Genomic DNA, 15,814 nt, shown 5'->3' on the forward strand with positions numbered 1-15,814 from the left:
ATTGGTTCATGGTACACGAAGTTAAAAAAGTTTCGTGTCCGGATTTTTAGGACCATATCAAGAATAGTTCGGCGCTCAGCACTTGCAGCTTCACCTCCCCTACTCCGTTTTTTATTACAAAACGCATGCTTAATGAGAAAAACAGTTATCTCCTCATTTTCGCGTTCGAGATTCTCAGTTAGTTTTTCAATACGTTGCTTAATAGTATTGAGCTTTTTATTTTGTTCTTGTGCCCAAATGGATTTGCCTTTAAACGTTTGGCTTTCGGTATCCCATTGGGACTTTTTACATTCGATATGGGTAGACCCAAATTCGGAGCGTTCAGCGTTATACGTGACACGCATTTGAATAAATCCTTGTGGGTCGTCTTGAGAGGTGTCATTAGAGGTGGGTACTTTTTTAATGTCGGTGAGTAATTGATTATTCGTGGTGGATTTACGGAACCAGAAAAGAACGCACATTCTGTTAATATGGTACATGGTAAGCGGGATGTGCACCCTCGTGCAACCGCTCTACCAAAATGATGCCTATGTAACCGGGGGTATAAACGTAACCTGGCACGTAACCAAGTTAAAACCGCGTTAAAACGCAGTGAAGGCGGCAAATGTGGCTTAAAATAAAAATAGCCGCACTTTTGGGGTGCGGCTCGGTCATAATCAGACGGCTATAAAACCTTTCAGCAGAGAGCGAGGGACTACTATAGTTGTATTATATTCACAACTCAGAGTCTTATTATAGTTATAAATCAAAGGCTTAAATGGCTAAGAAAAATATAAATTACTCTCAATCGGGAATGGTTTATATTTTTGTTGCAACACAATTGAAACGCGTTGCAATGGCGATATCTCTAAAAATTATCCTTCACACCAAGAAGTACGGCGACGGAACCCAGCCCGTCATGCTCCAATGTATTCAGTCCTCCCCTACGGGCAATGTATGGAAACGGCGAATGCTGTGTAAAGTTAAACCAGCCCAGTTCGATAAGGCAATAGGACGGATTAAAAATCACCCCAATAAGACCTTTCTAAACGCTAAAATCACCGAGGCCTACAACGAAGCCGAACAGCGCTTGTTGAAGGCGGAGGCATCCGGCCAAAAGATTGACCCGGCTTACCTGATTGCCACTGGTGAGGCTGTTGTCAAAGCCGAAGGAAACCTACTGTTGCACGGCGAAAACTACATTGCTCGTTGTCAGCAAAAGGGGCAATACCATACAGCGCTGAAGTATAAGGGGCACGTCAATAAGCTGGCGGAATATCTGGGCAAAAACAAGGATAAGGAGCAGGTAGATATCCATATGGATGAGGTAACTGAAGACTGGATCTTGAAGTGGTCGATCTGGTTAAAAAACAATGGTACCAAATCCGCTAACAGCCTCCACCGGCGAATGGCCTTCATAACGACCCTGTTTAACGATGCCCGAAAACGCGGCCTGACCAAATCAGATCCGATGGCGTTTCTTGAGTTCAAAGAACAGCGGGTTCGTAAGCCTAAACTGAGCTTTGAGCAGATTGAGGCAATGGAGCAGATTAGCTTGATCGGAGGGATCGAGCACGCCCGCAATACGTTCCTGCTTCAGTTTTATGCCTATGGCACCCGCATCAGTGATGCGCTCAACTGGAAGAAAACAGATATCGAAAAAGATGGTGACACGTGGTACCTTCGGTATACAAGTATGAAAACGGGTGAGCTCGTCGATGTGAGACTAAATCCCAAGGCCAAAGAACTCGTTAGTCACTATCTTGATTCAGTACCAGGTGACTTTCTACTGCCCTGGTTATCTAAGTTTGTGAATAACCCTATCTTATCCGATCAGCAAAATAAAGAGCGATTGATTGAGCTTATCGAAGCCAAAACTACCCTGGTCAATAAGTACCTCAAGCAGGTAGCGACAAAATTAAACTTTAACTTAAAGCTGACCACCCACATTGCCCGGCATACCTTTGCTACGCTGGCCGATAGTCGGGTTACGGATAAACGAAAAATAAGTGCAGCACTAGGACACAGTAAGTTTTCAACGACAGAAGTGTACCTAGAAGAGCTTCGGCAGGCTGATGTAAATGATGCGATGGATGGGATTTGGAAATAACTACTTCTTAACCCGCAGTCGATACTCAGTCAACTCTTTGTACTCAATAACCTCCACCGTTGGCCCTACTCCTACCTGGCTCAAGCGCATGGGCGCAATATTTAACACTAGCCAATTCGGATTACAATCCAGTTCAACCAGGTCGTAAATAGTCCGGATTGTTATATCTTGCTTTCCTTTTTCGATCGCCGATACCGTCACTTGGGTAAGGCCCAACTTATCGCCAAATTCGGTTTGTGAAAGTCCCAAATGTTTGCGGTACTGCTTAAATCGCTCCTGGTGGGATTCGTAGTGAGTATTAATATTTTCAGCCATAGAAAACGAGGTTTTGTCGTAGGTTTGGGTAAATGAAATTTTCATTTCTTACCATATCTTTAAACTTAATAGGCAATTGCAAGTGATAGCATACGTGATAATAAAGTGTTGAGGGAATAGTTATAAATCGGCCATTTTCGTCATTAATTATCTCCTGAATCGATTTTAGGCATTGGAGGCATAGGTCCTCTTGGTATACCTCTTGTGTTTCTCTCGAAATTTTTATAAAATGGAATACTATTCGTATCTAATCGAGTAGTATCAGTCTCAATCTCTTTTGCAAATTTTCGTTCAGGCATTTTTCTCCATAGAAATGATCCATTGGCATCATGCATTCCATCATAGAAGGCGTAATCTTCCATTTCAATGCCCAAAAAAGAGTATTTAACAGCCAAGGCAATTCTAGCGCTAAATAGGTTGTAATTCGGGTCAGGCCCGTAAAATGTACCGGGCTCATAGTCAAAAGTATACGTTTGATTATGAGATAATTTCTTATAGACAGCTTGCGCATTCCCACCCATAACCTTACCAATATTTTCAACGCGAGTGGTCTGCAATGTATCTACAATCAATAGCGTATTGATATTTTTTATAGCAACCCAACTTTTATTAGTCACTTCAAAAATTAATGTTATTTTATCAGACGGGTTTTTTAATTCTATTGAAACATCTGGCAAAAAATTAACAACCGTATAGCCTGTTATTCCAATTATAGCCACAATTAAGGTGTAAACTTTTGCGCTCCATCGTTTTGCTTTCCCCCAAACTCTACTCCAGTAACTATTTATGATTTCTTGAGGTATTTGTGGCGTTTTTTTTACAGGAGCAACATTTTTTACTTGCTTAGTTGGCCGTTTGGTCCGTTTTGCTTTATTGGCCATCTTGTTTTTCATGCTTGCGTCCTTTGACTTTTCAATCACTAATGAGTATAGAGCTAATTCACTTGGGGGCCAGTTGATGCATTATCTCCAAGTGCTGAGCAGCTAATGCCCTACCAGACGAGTAATAGCTATCCAGAATAGCCCAGTCAACATTATCCAGCTTTCGGACATAGTTAGCCTCGGCCATATTGGCGCAAATCAGGGACTCGATATGAATCTTTTGTTTGAGGATGGCTTTACGAGACATAGTCCACTGTATTTATAGTGAATTAGTTTTACCTTTAACTCGTTATATAACTAAACCTTACAACTATGACAACTTTCGAAATTGTTGCAGTTATTGTCCTCTTCACACTATGGCCACTATCCTTATGGTTTGACTATCGGCTTAAAAAGGCTCGTCAGAAAAGCGAAGAACAATTAACGGCATTGCGGACGGAATTAAACCGAGTGCAAAATAACCTTGATGTGATAACCGAACACTTGCAGCTTATTTACCCAATTCAACATGCGAATAAAAACTAGTCCAAGGTCAACTCATCATCATCTGCTTCAGACGAGTCGCCTGCCTCATTCGTATTGTCAGCCTCATTCACATCCTTTGGCTCGTTGTTTTTCTTTGCCTCTTCCAATAATTTTTGGGCCTCTTTCAGTTCTTTTATAGCCTTTGCGTCTGGGAAAGCGTCTTTAACTTCTTTAGGAGCAATTAAAGACGGAGTAATCTCTACCCCCTTTTCCAATAAATCTCCAAACGTTTCAACTATACCTTTATACGTATTGAGTGTATCTGCCTTATCAGATGGTATATTATTGGCCTTTAGAATTCGCTGCACCCTTTCTAGTTTATCTAGTTCATGATTATCCTTAACTTGCTGCACAATTATTTCAAGCATATCATTTTTCGCCCTCATTGACCGTAAGTGCTCTGTTGCCATTTCACTCTTATGATATTCGGTTTTTAAGTCTATTGCGGACTGTATTAAACCACCGATAAGCTTAAGAATTTTACTGCCAATAATAGCATCAAACAATAATTTAAGCAGAATAGACCCCGAATCGACTTCTTTAAGCTCAACCTGACCTCCCAGGTCATATGCCGGTACTCCAATAGCGAATTTTAATTGACTTAATGTTTTTTCAAAATCTTCTAAAGTGTGAACATGGTAAAGCTTCACCGTTAAGCCATTCTCATCTGATTTTTCTAGTACATCTGGCTCAATATAATTTAGGAATTTATTAACAACGGTATCTAAGGAAGTAAAGGCTTTTATGAACCTATCTCCATCGTTTTTGTCTGTGGTAACTTCAGAATATCTGTCATTGTATTGGTTTGTAATCTTATTTATATCCTCAAGAACACTCGGATCAATTAAAAAAGGGGCAAATTGCTGAATCCTCTCAATTGCCGTCTTAAGAAGAATTACATATTTGAATGAATAATAAAATGGCTGCTCTTTATTCGGAAAAACTTGAACTTCTGGTTTAATGTAATTTCTGTATTCGCTTATTTGCCTGTAAGCTTGCTCTAAATTCATTTATAAAGTTTAGGTTAAAAGGTGTGATAAATTATTTTAAAAGGTAGTGAATTTCATTTTTTAATCAACCGCTTTAACTCCTCAATTTCAGCCTTCATCTCTTCAATCGTCTTTTCCTGCTTGATCTGATGCAGCGTCAACTCCTCCACCTTTTCCAGTAAAGCCGCATTCATCTTAACCAGATCCACGCCATCTTTCGCAACCTGCTCAGCCGACGGAACACCAGGCAAATGCTGATTAGCTTCAATGTACTTTTTGACCTCACTAAGCGGAGTCAATCGATAGCCTGGCAAAAACACCTTATCACTCCACTCAGACGCATTATTGATCCGTAACTGGTACCGAGCCTTGACAACCTCCCCCTTTTCATTGACAGAAAGGAACTGGTCGGTTGACTGAGTCGCAGGACTGGAGGTAGTGAGATTCGATAACCGCAGTCCGCTAGCATCAGGCATTTCGCTGACGACTTCTAAACGGGTTGTTGGAGCAGATGTACCGATACCGACGTTGACTTGATTGCCCAGAATTAGGGCGTTACTGATGGCTACTCGGGAGTTTGAACCAATGGCAGTGGCGTTCTCCAGATAACCAATAAACACATTGTCATCAGAATTACTATTAGCAGGCCCCGCGCCATTACCCACAAATGTATTGTGGCTTCCTGTTAGATTGCCTTTGCCAGCATCGGTACCTATGAATGTGTTTGATTTTCCAGTCGAAGTTATTAATCCAGCCCGGTAGCCAATAAATGTATTCGAGTCTGCGATCGCTGCAAATCCAGCAGAATTGCCAACGAAAGTGTTTGCTGATCCGGCTTTGTTTGCATATCCTGCCAGATTCCCGACAGCTGTGTTTTCTATTCCGGTAGTGTTGGCTAATCCAGTCCAGTGGCCAACAGCAACGTTATTGCTTCCAGTGGTGTTTAATTTTCCGGCTTCGTTACCCACAAACGTATTGTAGGTTCCTTCGGTATTTTTCCACCCAGCCGAGTTACCAAGAAAGGTATTGTTTGTTCCTGTCGTATTAGCGGTACCCGACTGAAAGCCAACAAAAGCATTACTCCATCCAATTGAGTTGGCAACTCCAGCGGATGAGCCTAAAAATACATTATTGAATCCACTTGTATTAGCATAGCCAGCATTACTACCAGCGAAAAAATTCTCCGAACCGACCGTGTTTTTAAAGCCTGAAGTGCTTCCTATAAATACGTTTCTATTACCATAGGTATTTAGATTGCCAGAACTAGCTCCAACAAACACATTACTATTTCCCTCCTTATTGGAAGCTCCAGAATAGGAACCCATAAAGGTGTTTCCATTTGCAGTACTAAGTTGCCCAGACGATTCACCAATAAATGTATTCCCTACACCATAATAATTAGTATAGCCTGAATTATTACCAATAAAAATATTCGATGTCCCACTACTATTATTAGTCCCCGCATTGACGCCTAAAAAGACATTATTGGTGCCAGTGGTAGTATTAGCACCTGCTGAAGATCCAATCATTACATTGGCAGCCCCTGAAGTATTTTTATTTCCAGTCGCCGGACCAATGAATGTATTATTATTGCCTGTTGTATTTGTCGATCCAGAATTAGTGCCAAGAAAGATATTGTAATTACCAGTAAAAGAATTATTGCCAGCGCCATTCCCAACTAATATATTATTCTGAGAAGGAGAACTAGAATTGGCAGGAATAATGACATTTGTTAATTGGGCATAAGCGTTCTCAACAAATAAAAATCCAATAAATACTGTAGCGACTAGTTTCATGGTGGGGATGGTTTAGGTAAGTTTATTGATTCAACAGTTTCTTCTTCTGGCTATTGAATTCGTCTTGAGTGATGGCGCCAGCATCAAGTAGCTGTTTTAGTTTTATAAGTTCGTCAGCTACGCTTCCATTTTTTGTGGGCTGACTGCCGACACTTCTAAACTGGGCAGGTGGCACTATTTCTCCCGCTTCAATGGCATTGTCTAGTTCCGTATAGTATCGAACGGGCATTCCAACACCCACAACCGCACACATTTTAAAGCCTTGTCGCTTAGTGCCATTTTGGACTAGGTCTTTTACAATTCCACGTTTACCAGCGTAATTGGATTCCATATATCGATAAACCATTCGGCCATTTACATAAGTAGTCCCGAAGCCTGCTGGATTTTCATATATAAAAGCGAATTGTTTATTAGGCAAGGATGCTTTCCCGAACGTCAATGTATCGCCGTTTTTAATTACCCAACCAGGAATAGATGTCTGGTAACCAGCAGAAAGTCGGTCTGAATCTACACGCTTTTCACGCATTTCATCCGCTGTTACTGGTTGAGAGTAAACTGCAATTGTAGAAGTAAATAGTAGTGTGGTAAGGATTGATTTCATGTAGTATTATCTATGATTCCAATCCCTATCTATCTTCCGTATTTTATATAGTTCATACACTTCAGATAGTCGAATTGGAAAATTTGGATATTCGTTTTTATTAGAATTTTTAGAAGCACAGGTTATTACACCTTCCTTAACATCTTGATCCACTATTCGCTTGCATATAACCCCGTCATGAGTAACAATTATGTAGTCGGTACCACCATTTTGATATAGCTTATAGTTCCACATATCAGGATCTACCTTTTTGCCAACGGCTACATCTCCATGTCCGATTGCGTATTTCGAACCATCATCCATAGAATCCCCCCTCACTTCAAAGGCGCGAAAGAAGCCTGGTTCTGGTGCCGGCAGGACAATCGAATATTTAGGTAACTCTATCAAGTATTCAGGGTCTTTCCAGCCGTGTGGATAACTGGCATATGCAAACTCAGGTACTAAAGTCATTGTCATCAGTACCATACCATTATCCAGTTCACGAAACTCCATGCCCGATCTACTGGTCATAATTTCTGTTTCGTCGACTAACCCTATTGGCCTGGCCTCGTCATGACTGGGCTTGCCTCTTAAATATGGATCAAGCCCTTCTCCATATTTAACTATCTCAAATGGCACATCTAACGCCTTAGACATTTTCACAAGAGTCTTATCCGTAAGTGTTCGCGTGCCACTTAGCATGCTCGAAACACTTTGTTCGGCAATTTCAATCATGCTAGAAAGTGTCCGTACGGATATATCTCTAGCATCTATAATTTTTCTAATGGCCTCTCTTGATTCCACGTCTAATACCGGAGTTTCCATATGAATTAAACAATATTGTATAATTATTAATTAAACATTTTTGCAAATGTTAAACAATATTGTTTAACTTTGTTTCACTATTATGACGAACGGAACGCGAACGTCATATGAACGCAATATAACTACACAAATGGTACTAACACAAGAACGTCAGCAACGATTGACCGAAAGGTTAGATGCCTTAAAAGACATTGGGGGGGCCTCCCTTGTCGCTGAAAAGGCAGGTGTAACGCTAAGAGTAATACAAAAAGCCCAATCTGGAGGCAACGTCAAGGTTTCAACTATGGAGTCCATTACAGCGGCTTTACTACTTGCTGAAAGCGAACGAAATCTTAAGGTCAGTAAAATTGAAGATGCACTAGCATGAACCCTACCCATCCTACTCCTACTGTTGCCGAACTAATGGATACGATTCGAGACTGTGCGATCAATCTTTCTGATGCCATCAAAAAAGCGAACGAGCGTGGTATTGACATCCATGTGCAAAAAGCGCCCGAAGGTTCTGACAATCTGATTCAAATCATCTATTCCGTTTAGTCATGGACCCATTTCAAGCCCTAACCGAGCTTCCAAAGCTCATTGAAGACTACAAGCGTGTGTCAGCTGAACTAGCTCAGGCGCAACGGGAATTAGCGGCCCTGAAAGACAACCAATACGTGACCTGGGATTGGGTGTGCAACTTCTTTGGTATCGATCTAAAAACAGCCAAGTTGATGCTAGCTGATGAGAAACTGTTCGTGCACAATCGCCAGATCAAGCGCTTTCCTAAAGCGGCCATTCTATCCTTTGCTGAGCGTAATTCCGTGAAGGTGAAGGATGTCTACGTAATGAACTACAAATAGCCGGTTGGCTTAATGATACTGCCCCGAAAGGGGAGTCGTGGGGAAACCCATGAATGGTGTGGATAGAAGCGTAGTAAGACCGGGGGCATTGCTCCCGGCTCTTCTAATCCCACCCAAAACGATGCAGAAAAGTAGGTTTAGGTAAAAAGTTAGTCAAGGCCGGGGGCGCTGCTCCCGGCACTTCTTCCCTGACCTAAAAGACAAAACCCGCTCCAGTTCGGGCGGGTCTGTGGGCAATCAATAACAAATATTAAACCGCTAATTTATGGAAAAACTCTTTGTAAAAGACAAGCCAACACTCGAAGGCTTTCCGCAGAACTACCTCCCACTACCCGTGGCGCAGGTGCTGCTCGACGAAGGCTTTCGGGTTATCGCCCGGATGGATGAGCGTCGGGTGTGGCTGGAATGCAATCTGGTGGAGATGGGCGAAGGAACGCCCGAACGCCCTGATTTAGGAATGGAGCATCACACGCTCACCCTGGAAATTGGCATGTTTGGCATGCACCTGATGAAGCACATTTTACCCTTTAGCCGACTACCGATGTCGGGGGTGGTGTACTCGGGCAAAGTGCCGGGCAATGCCCGGTTCATGAAGGAGCTTTTGGCGCACGCGGTCTGCACAGGTACGTATGTGTCAGTTGATGATGATGTCGTTTCGAATAAAATCGAAGATGCCCTGGAAGATCTGTTTGGTTGTCCGATGGAGGTAATTGCCGCCTGGCATCCCGTCAAAAAGCAGGTCAGTGTATTCATTAAGCATCCCGAAACGGACGCAATCACGCTGGATGTCCCTGACGCGATCGACGCGATCAATACCTGCATTGCCACCGCTTCCGCCACCCTACACCGCTTTATTCCATGCAACGCCTAGAAAATACGTTCCGCAAAGAGCAGCAGGTAGTTGCTCAGATTCAGCGCCGAGCTCTTACGCATGCGACACCTCGTGTAACAGTCAAACCAAGCCTGTTTAAGCGCCTGGCCTACCGGCTTCGCTGGGGTTCGGTTGGTTTGTTTCTCACCTCAATGGTGGCGATGGCTTTCATCGCTCGGATTGTAGCCTATTCTCTGTCCAGTGGTAAACAGGCCAATATTCTCTGCATCGGGCTGTTTTGTCTGCCCATGATTATCCTGTCGGGTATCCTGCTTCGGGAAACGCCGAAGGACCCCAAAAACTAATCGTTTCTCACCCTTTTTTCTTCAATCGATCATCATGACAACCAACAACACGTCGCTCCAACTGAGCGACACACTGGAATTACCGGCTCAAAAAAATCAGAATCTGGCCGTTCGGGCACTCGATCTGTCCATGCCGCTGCCTGATTTGAACGAAGCCGATGTAATGCCAATCGACTTGATGTCAGACTATTGGACACCCGAAATACCGGGTGAAGCCAAACGGGTCGTGTTCGTTAAACTCGACACCTCACCGGTTCGGGATGTGAATGACCCTGAGGTTACCCATGACCTGGCTTGCGCCTATTTTCTGGAAAAGACCGATAAAGGCGAAATCCGCCAAATCCGGAATGGCTCCAAGCGGCTGGTGGGGGCTTTGGAAACGGTTATAGCGCAGGGCATGGTCGGGCAGGGCACTCCCCTACTGGTTACGTTTCTGGGTAAAAAACAGAACCGTACCAACTCCTTCAAGAGTGACAACTGGTCCATTAAGCCGCTCAAGCTCAACATCGGCTAATGGAAACGGCAAACCTATTTGATACCCTGGAAGGGGCTGACATTGGGGCTGAAATCAATCCGCTGGGTTACGACCCGGCGGATTATTCAGATCTGGAAACCGTCATTCGGCACCTGCGTACCCGTCGTAAAATCGTCGGGGTGGATCTTCCGAAACTGGCGGTTAATGGCGAAGTGATTCGGGACTCATTCGAGAAATATCTGGGCAGCAAACACCTGGGTAGTTCATCGCTGAAAGAAATCCACAAGACCCCGTTGCATTTCTGGTGCGCGCTGCATGAGCCTAAAATCAGGCAGTCGAAAAAGGCGTTTGATCTGGGGTCCTGGTGCCACATGGCCTTTTTGGAGCCCTCCCGTTTCGAACGGGTGGTAACCGAACCCCAGGCGAATATGGCCACGCTGGCCGGAGTGGAGAAGCTCCTGAAATTCTGGGAGAAAAAACTGGAAAACGTTCGGCTATCGAGTGGTGACAAGATGGTTACCTACTGCAAGCGCCTGGCCAAACGGGCCAAGTGGAACACAGAAAAGCTCGACGGGAAAAAAGCACTTATCCGCTACTACCGGGAACGGTCGGGCTTTTCGATTGTCGATGGCCATACAATGGGGATTATTAAACTCATCCGTCGGCACTACTACGCCTACGGGGGTGGCATCCTACCCGAGCTAATGAAGGGGGCACCCGCAGAGTGTTCGTTTTACGGGAATGACCCCGAAACAGGCCTGCCCGTTAAGGTTCGTCCGGACGCGTTTCAACTCGCTGAAAACGTGGGGGCAAATATCATTATTAGCTTCAAAACGACACCGGCCGATAGCATTTCGAAGTTTGCCTATGATGCGGCTAAATACCGGTATCAGATGGCTGAGGCCATGTATTTGGATGTCGTCTCGCAGGTATCAGGTCGAAAGTTCACCGGAGTAATTACGGTGATGCTGCAAACGGTAGCCCCCTATCTACCCGCTGTCTTCTGGTGGGATGCCGAGCACCTGGCGGCTGGTAAGTATATGTACCGGACTGCGCTCCAGTCGGTAAAGTCCTGCTACGAAAAGGGGATGTTTCCGGGCTTTGATGCTCATGCTGCGCATCCTGACGACATGGGAATTATTCCCCTTAGTCTACCCGAATGGTCTTTACGTGAACTAACGCCTGTGGGCGCTTAACCTTTTACCATGCTCCAACTAACTCGACCCATTGTCTTTTTCGACCTGGAATGCACAGGCCTCGATAAAGAGCGCGACCGCATCGTTCAGATTGCGCTCTACAAACTCATGCCCGGTTTTACGGCTGGCTCCATGATTTCCTATCTGGTCAACCCGCAGATGCTAATCCCGGCCAACTCGACCGAAATCCACGGCATTACCGATGAGATGGTACAGGATAAACCTGCCTTTAGAGACATCGCGGGTGAGCTGTTCGAATTCTTCGTCGGCTGTGACGTGGGAGGCTATAACTCCAACAGCTTCGATGTACCATTCCTGTTTAACGAGTTTATGCGGGCGGGCTATCAGTGGAATGCCAGTGCGTTCAACATGATCGATGTCGGCAATCTGTTCAAGATTAAAGAGTCGCGTACCCTGTCGGCTGCCGTGCAATTCTATTGCCATCGGGAGATGGAAAACGCTCATGATGCGGCTGTCGACATCACCGAAACGGTAAATGTGTTTCTGGCGCAGCTGCTGCGCTATTCGGACCTGCCGGATACAGTGGAAGCATTGGCGCTGTTCACCAACTACGGCCAGCGGTTAGCGGATCTGTCGGGTAAGTTCTACTACGATCAGACCAACCAGCTGCGCTACAACTTCGGCAAATACAAAGGGGAATTGGTCGCTGACCACTTGGACTTTGCCGAATGGATGTACTTCAAGGCCAATTTCCCGACCGACACCAATGAGATTCTGGCTGAAGTACTGAACGTGTTTCCTGGCGAAACCGACGAGTGGGATTAAGCAAGTAATCAATAACAAATTCATAAAACTATGTCAGGAGTAATCAAAGAGATGGTGACCTATACGCACCATTTTACCAAGGAAGAACAGGAAGAAAATAACCTGGCTCTGGCTCATGCCCGTGTAGCAGTTACCGAACTGGAAGACGAGAAAAAAGCCGTTATGAGCCAGTACAAAGCCAAGATCGATGCCAAAACCAGTGACATGAATCTGTTGGCCCGGTTCGTCATCGATAAGTGTACGTCCCGGTCAAAATACGCAGCCAAGACCAAGAACTTCACCAAAGGTCTATGGGAATGGATTGATGAAGAAACCGGCGAAATCATCAAAACGGAAAAGCTTTCGCCGAAGGATCTGCAACAGGATATCCCGTTTCCTGAACCCGAAAAGCCAAAGGATGAAACGCCCGTCGGTGGGGATGTGCCGTTGATGGAACGGGAAACTCCGCAGGCTCCTCCCCTGCCACCGCTGGAAACGATCCTGAATCAGGACCGGCCAACGATTCCGTTTGATGCGATTGTCACGCCTACCGAAGTGGAGGATTTGAATAATGGCCATGATGGTGATCTTCCGGATAGTGTGCAAGATGTCCTGCTTTTGAAAGAAGCGTTTGGTTTGCCATCGTTGCCATCGGGTGAAACATCAACCGAGGAAACGACCTCTGATGATGACCAGGTAGAGAAAAGCGATAACGAAGGGGCTGATTTCGATGCGGATTCCTACAACCCGGAAGATGATCAGCCAAAGCCTGATGCTCCTAAAACCGAAGCTCCTAAGACTGGTAAACGTCGACCAAGGAAATAATGGAAACGATTCGGATACGTCTGCAAAAATTACTGGAGGCCAATGAGCAGATCATGGATGATCAGCCCAGTGATGCCCTGTATTTGGAGTGGGCTCAGCTGGCCTTGGCGGTGAGCGATTTGATGGATGGGTTTGAAGCTGTACTGAAGACTGCGAAAGCAACTAGGGATAAGCAAACCGATTTTTTCAAGGCTCGTCGGGCGAAGCTGGACACGCACAAGCTACTTGGTGAAGCGCAGGATTTGGAGAAGGATCTTGATAAACTGGTTAAGCACTGGCAAAATCAGATGGCTCCTCCAACAGGGCAAACTAGCCTGTTTTGATTACCTACCGGGCGTGACGTATAGGCATGCCCGGTAATTACCTACTCACTTGTATGAATTACCTTAAACTCACCCAAACGTTCTGGAATAAGCACGACAAATTACCTTTTACGGGTAATCAAACGCTGCTTTACTGGCGTTTGGTTTACCTCTTCAATAAGGAGGGCGATCGGGAGGTTTGGCCGGAATCCATGCAATTTCAGGATGGCAGTCTTAGCCATCTGGTGGGTATCTCCGTGAACACGATGATACCCTGCCGGAATGCTTTAGAAGAGCGGGGATTGATTGATTTTGAATCGACAGGAAAAGGATGCCGGGGAGGTGGGACCTATCGGCTTTTAGAGGCAACCTCATCAAAAAGTTCATCAAAAAGATCATCAAAATCTGATGAGGTTGCTGATGAACTTCCTAATGAAACCTCTGCAAATTTTGATGAGGTTGAGTCAAAAGATACGCAACAACCTCATCAAAAAGATCATCAAATTTTGAGTAGGTCCTATATATATATAGAATCCAAACCTCCAAACCTCCAAACTCTTAAAAAAACACTGCTCGTTGCTCATCGCAACGAGTCTTCGGTTCGAGTTGCTTGGTATTGGCTTTTAAAAAACAAAAAAAAACAAAAGCCCCCCTCTTCCGGCGCCCCCCCCAAGCTGGTCACCCAGATCAAGAACTTGATCGAGGCCCGAGTCGAAGGCTACTACTGGACCGGCAAGGATGGCAAAGCGGCTCAACAGCTGGCCGACAAGCTACGAAACGCGATTACCAGCAAACGAAAATCCGAGGGGGATATCACGCCCTGCACCGATGAGGATATCATCAATTCGCTGATCGTCCTACTCGATCAATCAGCCAAGCTCAAGGAGTACTATCAATTCACCGATGTACCAACCCTTAACGGGAAATTCAATGAAATTCTTACCCAACTCCGAATCCCAAGACAGCCATCCAGTACAGGAAAGCCAGTCGCTCCAGCTCATGCAACCCCAGAACAGCGGATTAGCAAAGTGGACGCCCTCTTCAAACGAATTGATCAACGTACTGGCACTGGCGGTGGGGGGTGATGCTCAGTCGAAAGAGTTGATAACCACGCATTGCAATGGCCTGACACCGGTTGTGGCCATGCATCCCGAAAAACCGCAGTTGTCGCTGATGCGCAAAGAAGATCCGGCCATGTGTCAGAAGGCACTGGCACTGGCCATCATGCGCATGACCGAGCTTATCAACGTTACCAACACGCTGACGCTGGATCAGGCTGATGATTTGATTGCCCGAATCAGTGGTACGTATTACTACCTGCGGCTTGATGAGATTCTGTATGTGTTTGAGAAAGGAATTAACGGAAAATTCGGGCGAACCTTCAATACATTGGATGCTAGTGTAGTGATGGGTTGGATCGAAAAGTATGATGTCAATGAGCGCACTGAACGGGCAATTGAACTGGCCAGATCTAATCAAGGTGAGCAGCAAAAACACCTTACCAAAGCCGAATTGACCGAATTCTACCAGAAGGCCAGCATTCCCAATCAGAACCCGTTTGTCGATAACAGCCACGTTCGTACAGCTAAAAAACTGGCCAACTCCGATGCTGACTACCGGGCCTTTCGGGCGCAGTATTACCAAAAGCTGAAAGAAACTCAGGCGCAACAAACCACCGAGCCAATCCATGAAAACAACGCTGACCCTGCCTGAGCCCACACTGAGCCTGAACGTCCTGCGTAAACTCAGTAAGCACGAATACAAAGCCCTGCGCGATCGGTATTTCTACATTTTCAAAGGGCAGCCGCATTGTCTGCACCCTGGACCCGTCAAGCTGACATTAGTACGCATGAGTGTCGGGGAACTGGACTATGATAACCTGGTCGGAGGAGCGAAACCGGCCATTGATGCGCTGGTCAATGCGGGCATCATTCGGGGGGATAAGCTGAAAGATATTGCCGAGCGCGCCTATGAGCAGGCGAAGGTCAAAGCCGGTCAGCAAAGCACAGTTTTTATCATTGAATGTCTATAGTCAATTACACATATCTCAACCATGATCCCCCACTACCATCTATCAACCGGTCATTGTCAATTTCTAATCGCACTCTCTGTGCTCATTCTGCTTATTCGCAATTACAGCAAACCGGTTCACAGCCGGATTCGGCTTCGAGTTCTGGCCGGGTTCTGTGTTGGGGTGTTGTTGGGACTGTGGCAGGTGATTAGGGAGATAAAT

General features: G+C 45.3%; 23 protein-coding genes. 15 read left to right on the plus strand and 8 right to left on the minus strand.

All coding sequences use genetic code 11. The annotated features are described in order from the left end of the window. Positions 1-479 (minus strand): hypothetical protein (locus ACYVGR_RS27775; protein WP_460962968.1); only part of this gene is annotated, 479 nt, incomplete at its 3' end. A gap of 356 nt (positions 480-835) precedes the next feature. Between ACYVGR_RS27775 and ACYVGR_RS27780 the strand changes: the two genes are divergently transcribed. Continuing rightward, on the plus strand, positions 836-2,089 hold the full coding sequence (locus ACYVGR_RS27780; RefSeq protein ID WP_460962970.1) for a tyrosine-type recombinase/integrase: 1,254 nt from the start codon (positions 836-838) through the stop codon (positions 2,087-2,089). On the opposite strand, the gene ACYVGR_RS27785 is transcribed toward ACYVGR_RS27780, so the two are convergent. The 3 genes from ACYVGR_RS27785 to ACYVGR_RS27795 all read right to left on the minus strand — a co-directional run bounded on the left by ACYVGR_RS27785 (position 2,090) and on the right by ACYVGR_RS27795 (position 3,532). Beyond that, positions 2,090-2,449 carry a helix-turn-helix domain-containing protein gene (locus ACYVGR_RS27785; protein ID WP_460962972.1) on the minus strand — a complete coding sequence of 120 codons (360 nt, stop codon included), beginning with the start codon at positions 2,447-2,449 and terminating at the stop codon, positions 2,090-2,092. 98 nt (positions 2,450-2,547) lie between these two features. Then, positions 2,548-3,297, minus strand: coding sequence for a hypothetical protein (locus tag ACYVGR_RS27790; protein WP_460962974.1), 750 nt, complete (start codon positions 3,295-3,297; stop codon positions 2,548-2,550). A 46-nt stretch (positions 3,298-3,343) separates the two neighbouring features. Beyond that, on the minus strand, positions 3,344-3,532 hold the full coding sequence (locus ACYVGR_RS27795) for a hypothetical protein (RefSeq protein ID WP_460962976.1): 189 nt from the start codon (positions 3,530-3,532) through the stop codon (positions 3,344-3,346). Between the two features lie 65 nt (positions 3,533-3,597). On the opposite strand from ACYVGR_RS27795, the gene ACYVGR_RS27800 reads away from it, so the two are divergent. Further along, entirely contained in the window at positions 3,598-3,810 is a 213-nt protein-coding gene (locus tag ACYVGR_RS27800) for a hypothetical protein (protein WP_460962978.1), read from the plus strand. Here ACYVGR_RS27800 and ACYVGR_RS27805 read toward each other — a convergent pair. Genes ACYVGR_RS27805 through ACYVGR_RS27820 form a run of 4 tightly spaced genes read right to left on the minus strand, consistent with a single transcriptional unit; the run spans position 3,807 to position 8,000 of the window. After that, a complete protein-coding gene (locus ACYVGR_RS27805; protein WP_460962980.1) occupies positions 3,807-4,820 on the minus strand; it encodes a hypothetical protein in 1,014 nt (337 codons plus the stop codon). The two genes, ACYVGR_RS27800 and ACYVGR_RS27805, sit on opposite strands and share 4 nt — an antisense overlap. Before the next feature lie 53 nt (positions 4,821-4,873). Beyond that, on the minus strand, positions 4,874-6,595 hold the full coding sequence (locus tag ACYVGR_RS27810; RefSeq protein WP_460962982.1) for an autotransporter outer membrane beta-barrel domain-containing protein: 1,722 nt from the start codon (positions 6,593-6,595) through the stop codon (positions 4,874-4,876). A 22-nt stretch (positions 6,596-6,617) separates the two neighbouring features. Further along, positions 6,618-7,196, minus strand: coding sequence for an SHOCT domain-containing protein (locus ACYVGR_RS27815; protein WP_460962984.1), 579 nt, complete (start codon positions 7,194-7,196; stop codon positions 6,618-6,620). Between the two features lie 6 nt (positions 7,197-7,202). Continuing rightward, positions 7,203-8,000: a LexA family transcriptional regulator gene (locus ACYVGR_RS27820; RefSeq protein ID WP_460962986.1), complete on the minus strand. Its 798-nt coding sequence runs from the start codon at positions 7,998-8,000 to the stop codon at positions 7,203-7,205. A 130-nt stretch (positions 8,001-8,130) separates the two neighbouring features. Here ACYVGR_RS27820 and ACYVGR_RS27825 point away from each other — a divergent pair, with 130 nt between their 5' ends. From ACYVGR_RS27825 to ACYVGR_RS27885, 13 genes are all read left to right on the plus strand, one after another. Further along, complete coding sequence (locus ACYVGR_RS27825) at positions 8,131-8,367, plus strand: hypothetical protein (protein WP_460962988.1); 237 nt, start codon at positions 8,131-8,133, stop codon at positions 8,365-8,367. Continuing rightward, positions 8,364-8,537, plus strand: coding sequence for a hypothetical protein (locus ACYVGR_RS27830; RefSeq protein WP_460962990.1), 174 nt, complete (start codon positions 8,364-8,366; stop codon positions 8,535-8,537). Before ACYVGR_RS27825 ends, ACYVGR_RS27830 begins: the two co-directional genes overlap by 4 nt. A gap of 2 nt (positions 8,538-8,539) precedes the next feature. Continuing rightward, positions 8,540-8,842, plus strand: a complete 303-nt coding sequence (locus ACYVGR_RS27835) for a hypothetical protein (RefSeq protein WP_460962992.1) — start codon at positions 8,540-8,542, stop codon at positions 8,840-8,842. Between the two features lie 265 nt (positions 8,843-9,107). Beyond that, complete coding sequence (locus ACYVGR_RS27840) at positions 9,108-9,713, plus strand: hypothetical protein (RefSeq protein ID WP_460962994.1); 606 nt, start codon at positions 9,108-9,110, stop codon at positions 9,711-9,713. Then, positions 9,701-10,018: a hypothetical protein gene (locus ACYVGR_RS27845; RefSeq protein WP_460962996.1), complete on the plus strand. Its 318-nt coding sequence runs from the start codon at positions 9,701-9,703 to the stop codon at positions 10,016-10,018. Before ACYVGR_RS27840 ends, ACYVGR_RS27845 begins: the two co-directional genes overlap by 13 nt. Positions 10,019-10,052: 34 nt before the next feature. After that, entirely contained in the window at positions 10,053-10,532 is a 480-nt protein-coding gene (locus tag ACYVGR_RS27850) for a hypothetical protein (protein ID WP_460962998.1), read from the plus strand. Next, positions 10,532-11,689, plus strand: a complete 1,158-nt coding sequence (locus ACYVGR_RS27855; RefSeq protein WP_460963000.1) for a PD-(D/E)XK nuclease-like domain-containing protein — start codon at positions 10,532-10,534, stop codon at positions 11,687-11,689. The genes ACYVGR_RS27850 and ACYVGR_RS27855 overlap by 1 nt, the downstream gene beginning before the upstream one ends. Before the next feature lie 9 nt (positions 11,690-11,698). Then, positions 11,699-12,475, plus strand: coding sequence for a 3'-5' exonuclease (locus tag ACYVGR_RS27860; protein ID WP_460963002.1), 777 nt, complete (start codon positions 11,699-11,701; stop codon positions 12,473-12,475). Positions 12,476-12,505: 30 nt separating this feature from the next. Then, positions 12,506-13,279: a hypothetical protein gene (locus tag ACYVGR_RS27865; RefSeq protein WP_460963004.1), complete on the plus strand. Its 774-nt coding sequence runs from the start codon at positions 12,506-12,508 to the stop codon at positions 13,277-13,279. Further along, on the plus strand, positions 13,279-13,602 hold the full coding sequence (locus tag ACYVGR_RS27870; protein ID WP_460963006.1) for a hypothetical protein: 324 nt from the start codon (positions 13,279-13,281) through the stop codon (positions 13,600-13,602). The genes ACYVGR_RS27865 and ACYVGR_RS27870 overlap by 1 nt, the downstream gene beginning before the upstream one ends. A 53-nt stretch (positions 13,603-13,655) precedes the next feature. Then, the gene (locus tag ACYVGR_RS27875; RefSeq protein ID WP_460963008.1) at positions 13,656-14,666 is read left to right on the plus strand and encodes a hypothetical protein; all 1,011 of its coding nucleotides are present in this window, start codon (positions 13,656-13,658) and stop codon (positions 14,664-14,666) included. After that, entirely contained in the window at positions 14,632-15,294 is a 663-nt protein-coding gene (locus ACYVGR_RS27880; protein ID WP_460963010.1) for a hypothetical protein, read from the plus strand. The genes ACYVGR_RS27875 and ACYVGR_RS27880 overlap by 35 nt, the downstream gene beginning before the upstream one ends. Beyond that, a complete protein-coding gene (locus ACYVGR_RS27885) occupies positions 15,269-15,613 on the plus strand; it encodes a hypothetical protein (protein WP_460963012.1) in 345 nt (114 codons plus the stop codon). Before ACYVGR_RS27880 ends, ACYVGR_RS27885 begins: the two co-directional genes overlap by 26 nt. The last annotated feature ends 201 nt before the right edge of the window (positions 15,614-15,814 follow it).

It is taken from the genome of Spirosoma litoris (genome assembly GCF_054776755.1).

Coding starts and splice junctions, on each gene's coding strand:
- ACYVGR_RS27780 (WP_460962970.1), top strand. CDS start 836: ATGGCGATATCTCTAAAAATTATCCTTCACACCAAGAAGTACGGCGAC.
- ACYVGR_RS27845 (WP_460962996.1), top strand. CDS start 9,701: ATGCAACGCCTAGAAAATACGTTCCGCAAAGAGCAGCAGGTAGTTGCT.
- ACYVGR_RS27795 (WP_460962976.1), bottom strand. CDS start 3,532: ATGTCTCGTAAAGCCATCCTCAAACAAAAGATTCATATCGAGTCCCTG.
- ACYVGR_RS27800 (WP_460962978.1), top strand. CDS start 3,598: ATGACAACTTTCGAAATTGTTGCAGTTATTGTCCTCTTCACACTATGG.
- ACYVGR_RS27810 (WP_460962982.1), bottom strand. CDS start 6,595: ATGAAACTAGTCGCTACAGTATTTATTGGATTTTTATTTGTTGAGAAC.
- ACYVGR_RS27865 (WP_460963004.1), top strand. CDS start 12,506: ATGTCAGGAGTAATCAAAGAGATGGTGACCTATACGCACCATTTTACC.
- ACYVGR_RS27855 (WP_460963000.1), top strand. CDS start 10,532: ATGGAAACGGCAAACCTATTTGATACCCTGGAAGGGGCTGACATTGGG.
- ACYVGR_RS27825 (WP_460962988.1), top strand. CDS start 8,131: ATGGTACTAACACAAGAACGTCAGCAACGATTGACCGAAAGGTTAGAT.
- ACYVGR_RS27870 (WP_460963006.1), top strand. CDS start 13,279: ATGGAAACGATTCGGATACGTCTGCAAAAATTACTGGAGGCCAATGAG.
- ACYVGR_RS27885 (WP_460963012.1), top strand. CDS start 15,269: ATGAAAACAACGCTGACCCTGCCTGAGCCCACACTGAGCCTGAACGTC.
- ACYVGR_RS27840 (WP_460962994.1), top strand. CDS start 9,108: ATGGAAAAACTCTTTGTAAAAGACAAGCCAACACTCGAAGGCTTTCCG.
- ACYVGR_RS27835 (WP_460962992.1), top strand. CDS start 8,540: ATGGACCCATTTCAAGCCCTAACCGAGCTTCCAAAGCTCATTGAAGAC.
- ACYVGR_RS27790 (WP_460962974.1), bottom strand. CDS start 3,297: ATGAAAAACAAGATGGCCAATAAAGCAAAACGGACCAAACGGCCAACT.
- ACYVGR_RS27830 (WP_460962990.1), top strand. CDS start 8,364: ATGAACCCTACCCATCCTACTCCTACTGTTGCCGAACTAATGGATACG.
- ACYVGR_RS27860 (WP_460963002.1), top strand. CDS start 11,699: ATGCTCCAACTAACTCGACCCATTGTCTTTTTCGACCTGGAATGCACA.
- ACYVGR_RS27785 (WP_460962972.1), bottom strand. CDS start 2,449: ATGAAAATTTCATTTACCCAAACCTACGACAAAACCTCGTTTTCTATG.
- ACYVGR_RS27820 (WP_460962986.1), bottom strand. CDS start 8,000: ATGGAAACTCCGGTATTAGACGTGGAATCAAGAGAGGCCATTAGAAAA.
- ACYVGR_RS27815 (WP_460962984.1), bottom strand. CDS start 7,196: ATGAAATCAATCCTTACCACACTACTATTTACTTCTACAATTGCAGTT.
- ACYVGR_RS27805 (WP_460962980.1), bottom strand. CDS start 4,820: ATGAATTTAGAGCAAGCTTACAGGCAAATAAGCGAATACAGAAATTAC.
- ACYVGR_RS27850 (WP_460962998.1), top strand. CDS start 10,053: ATGACAACCAACAACACGTCGCTCCAACTGAGCGACACACTGGAATTA.
- ACYVGR_RS27875 (WP_460963008.1), top strand. CDS start 13,656: ATGAATTACCTTAAACTCACCCAAACGTTCTGGAATAAGCACGACAAA.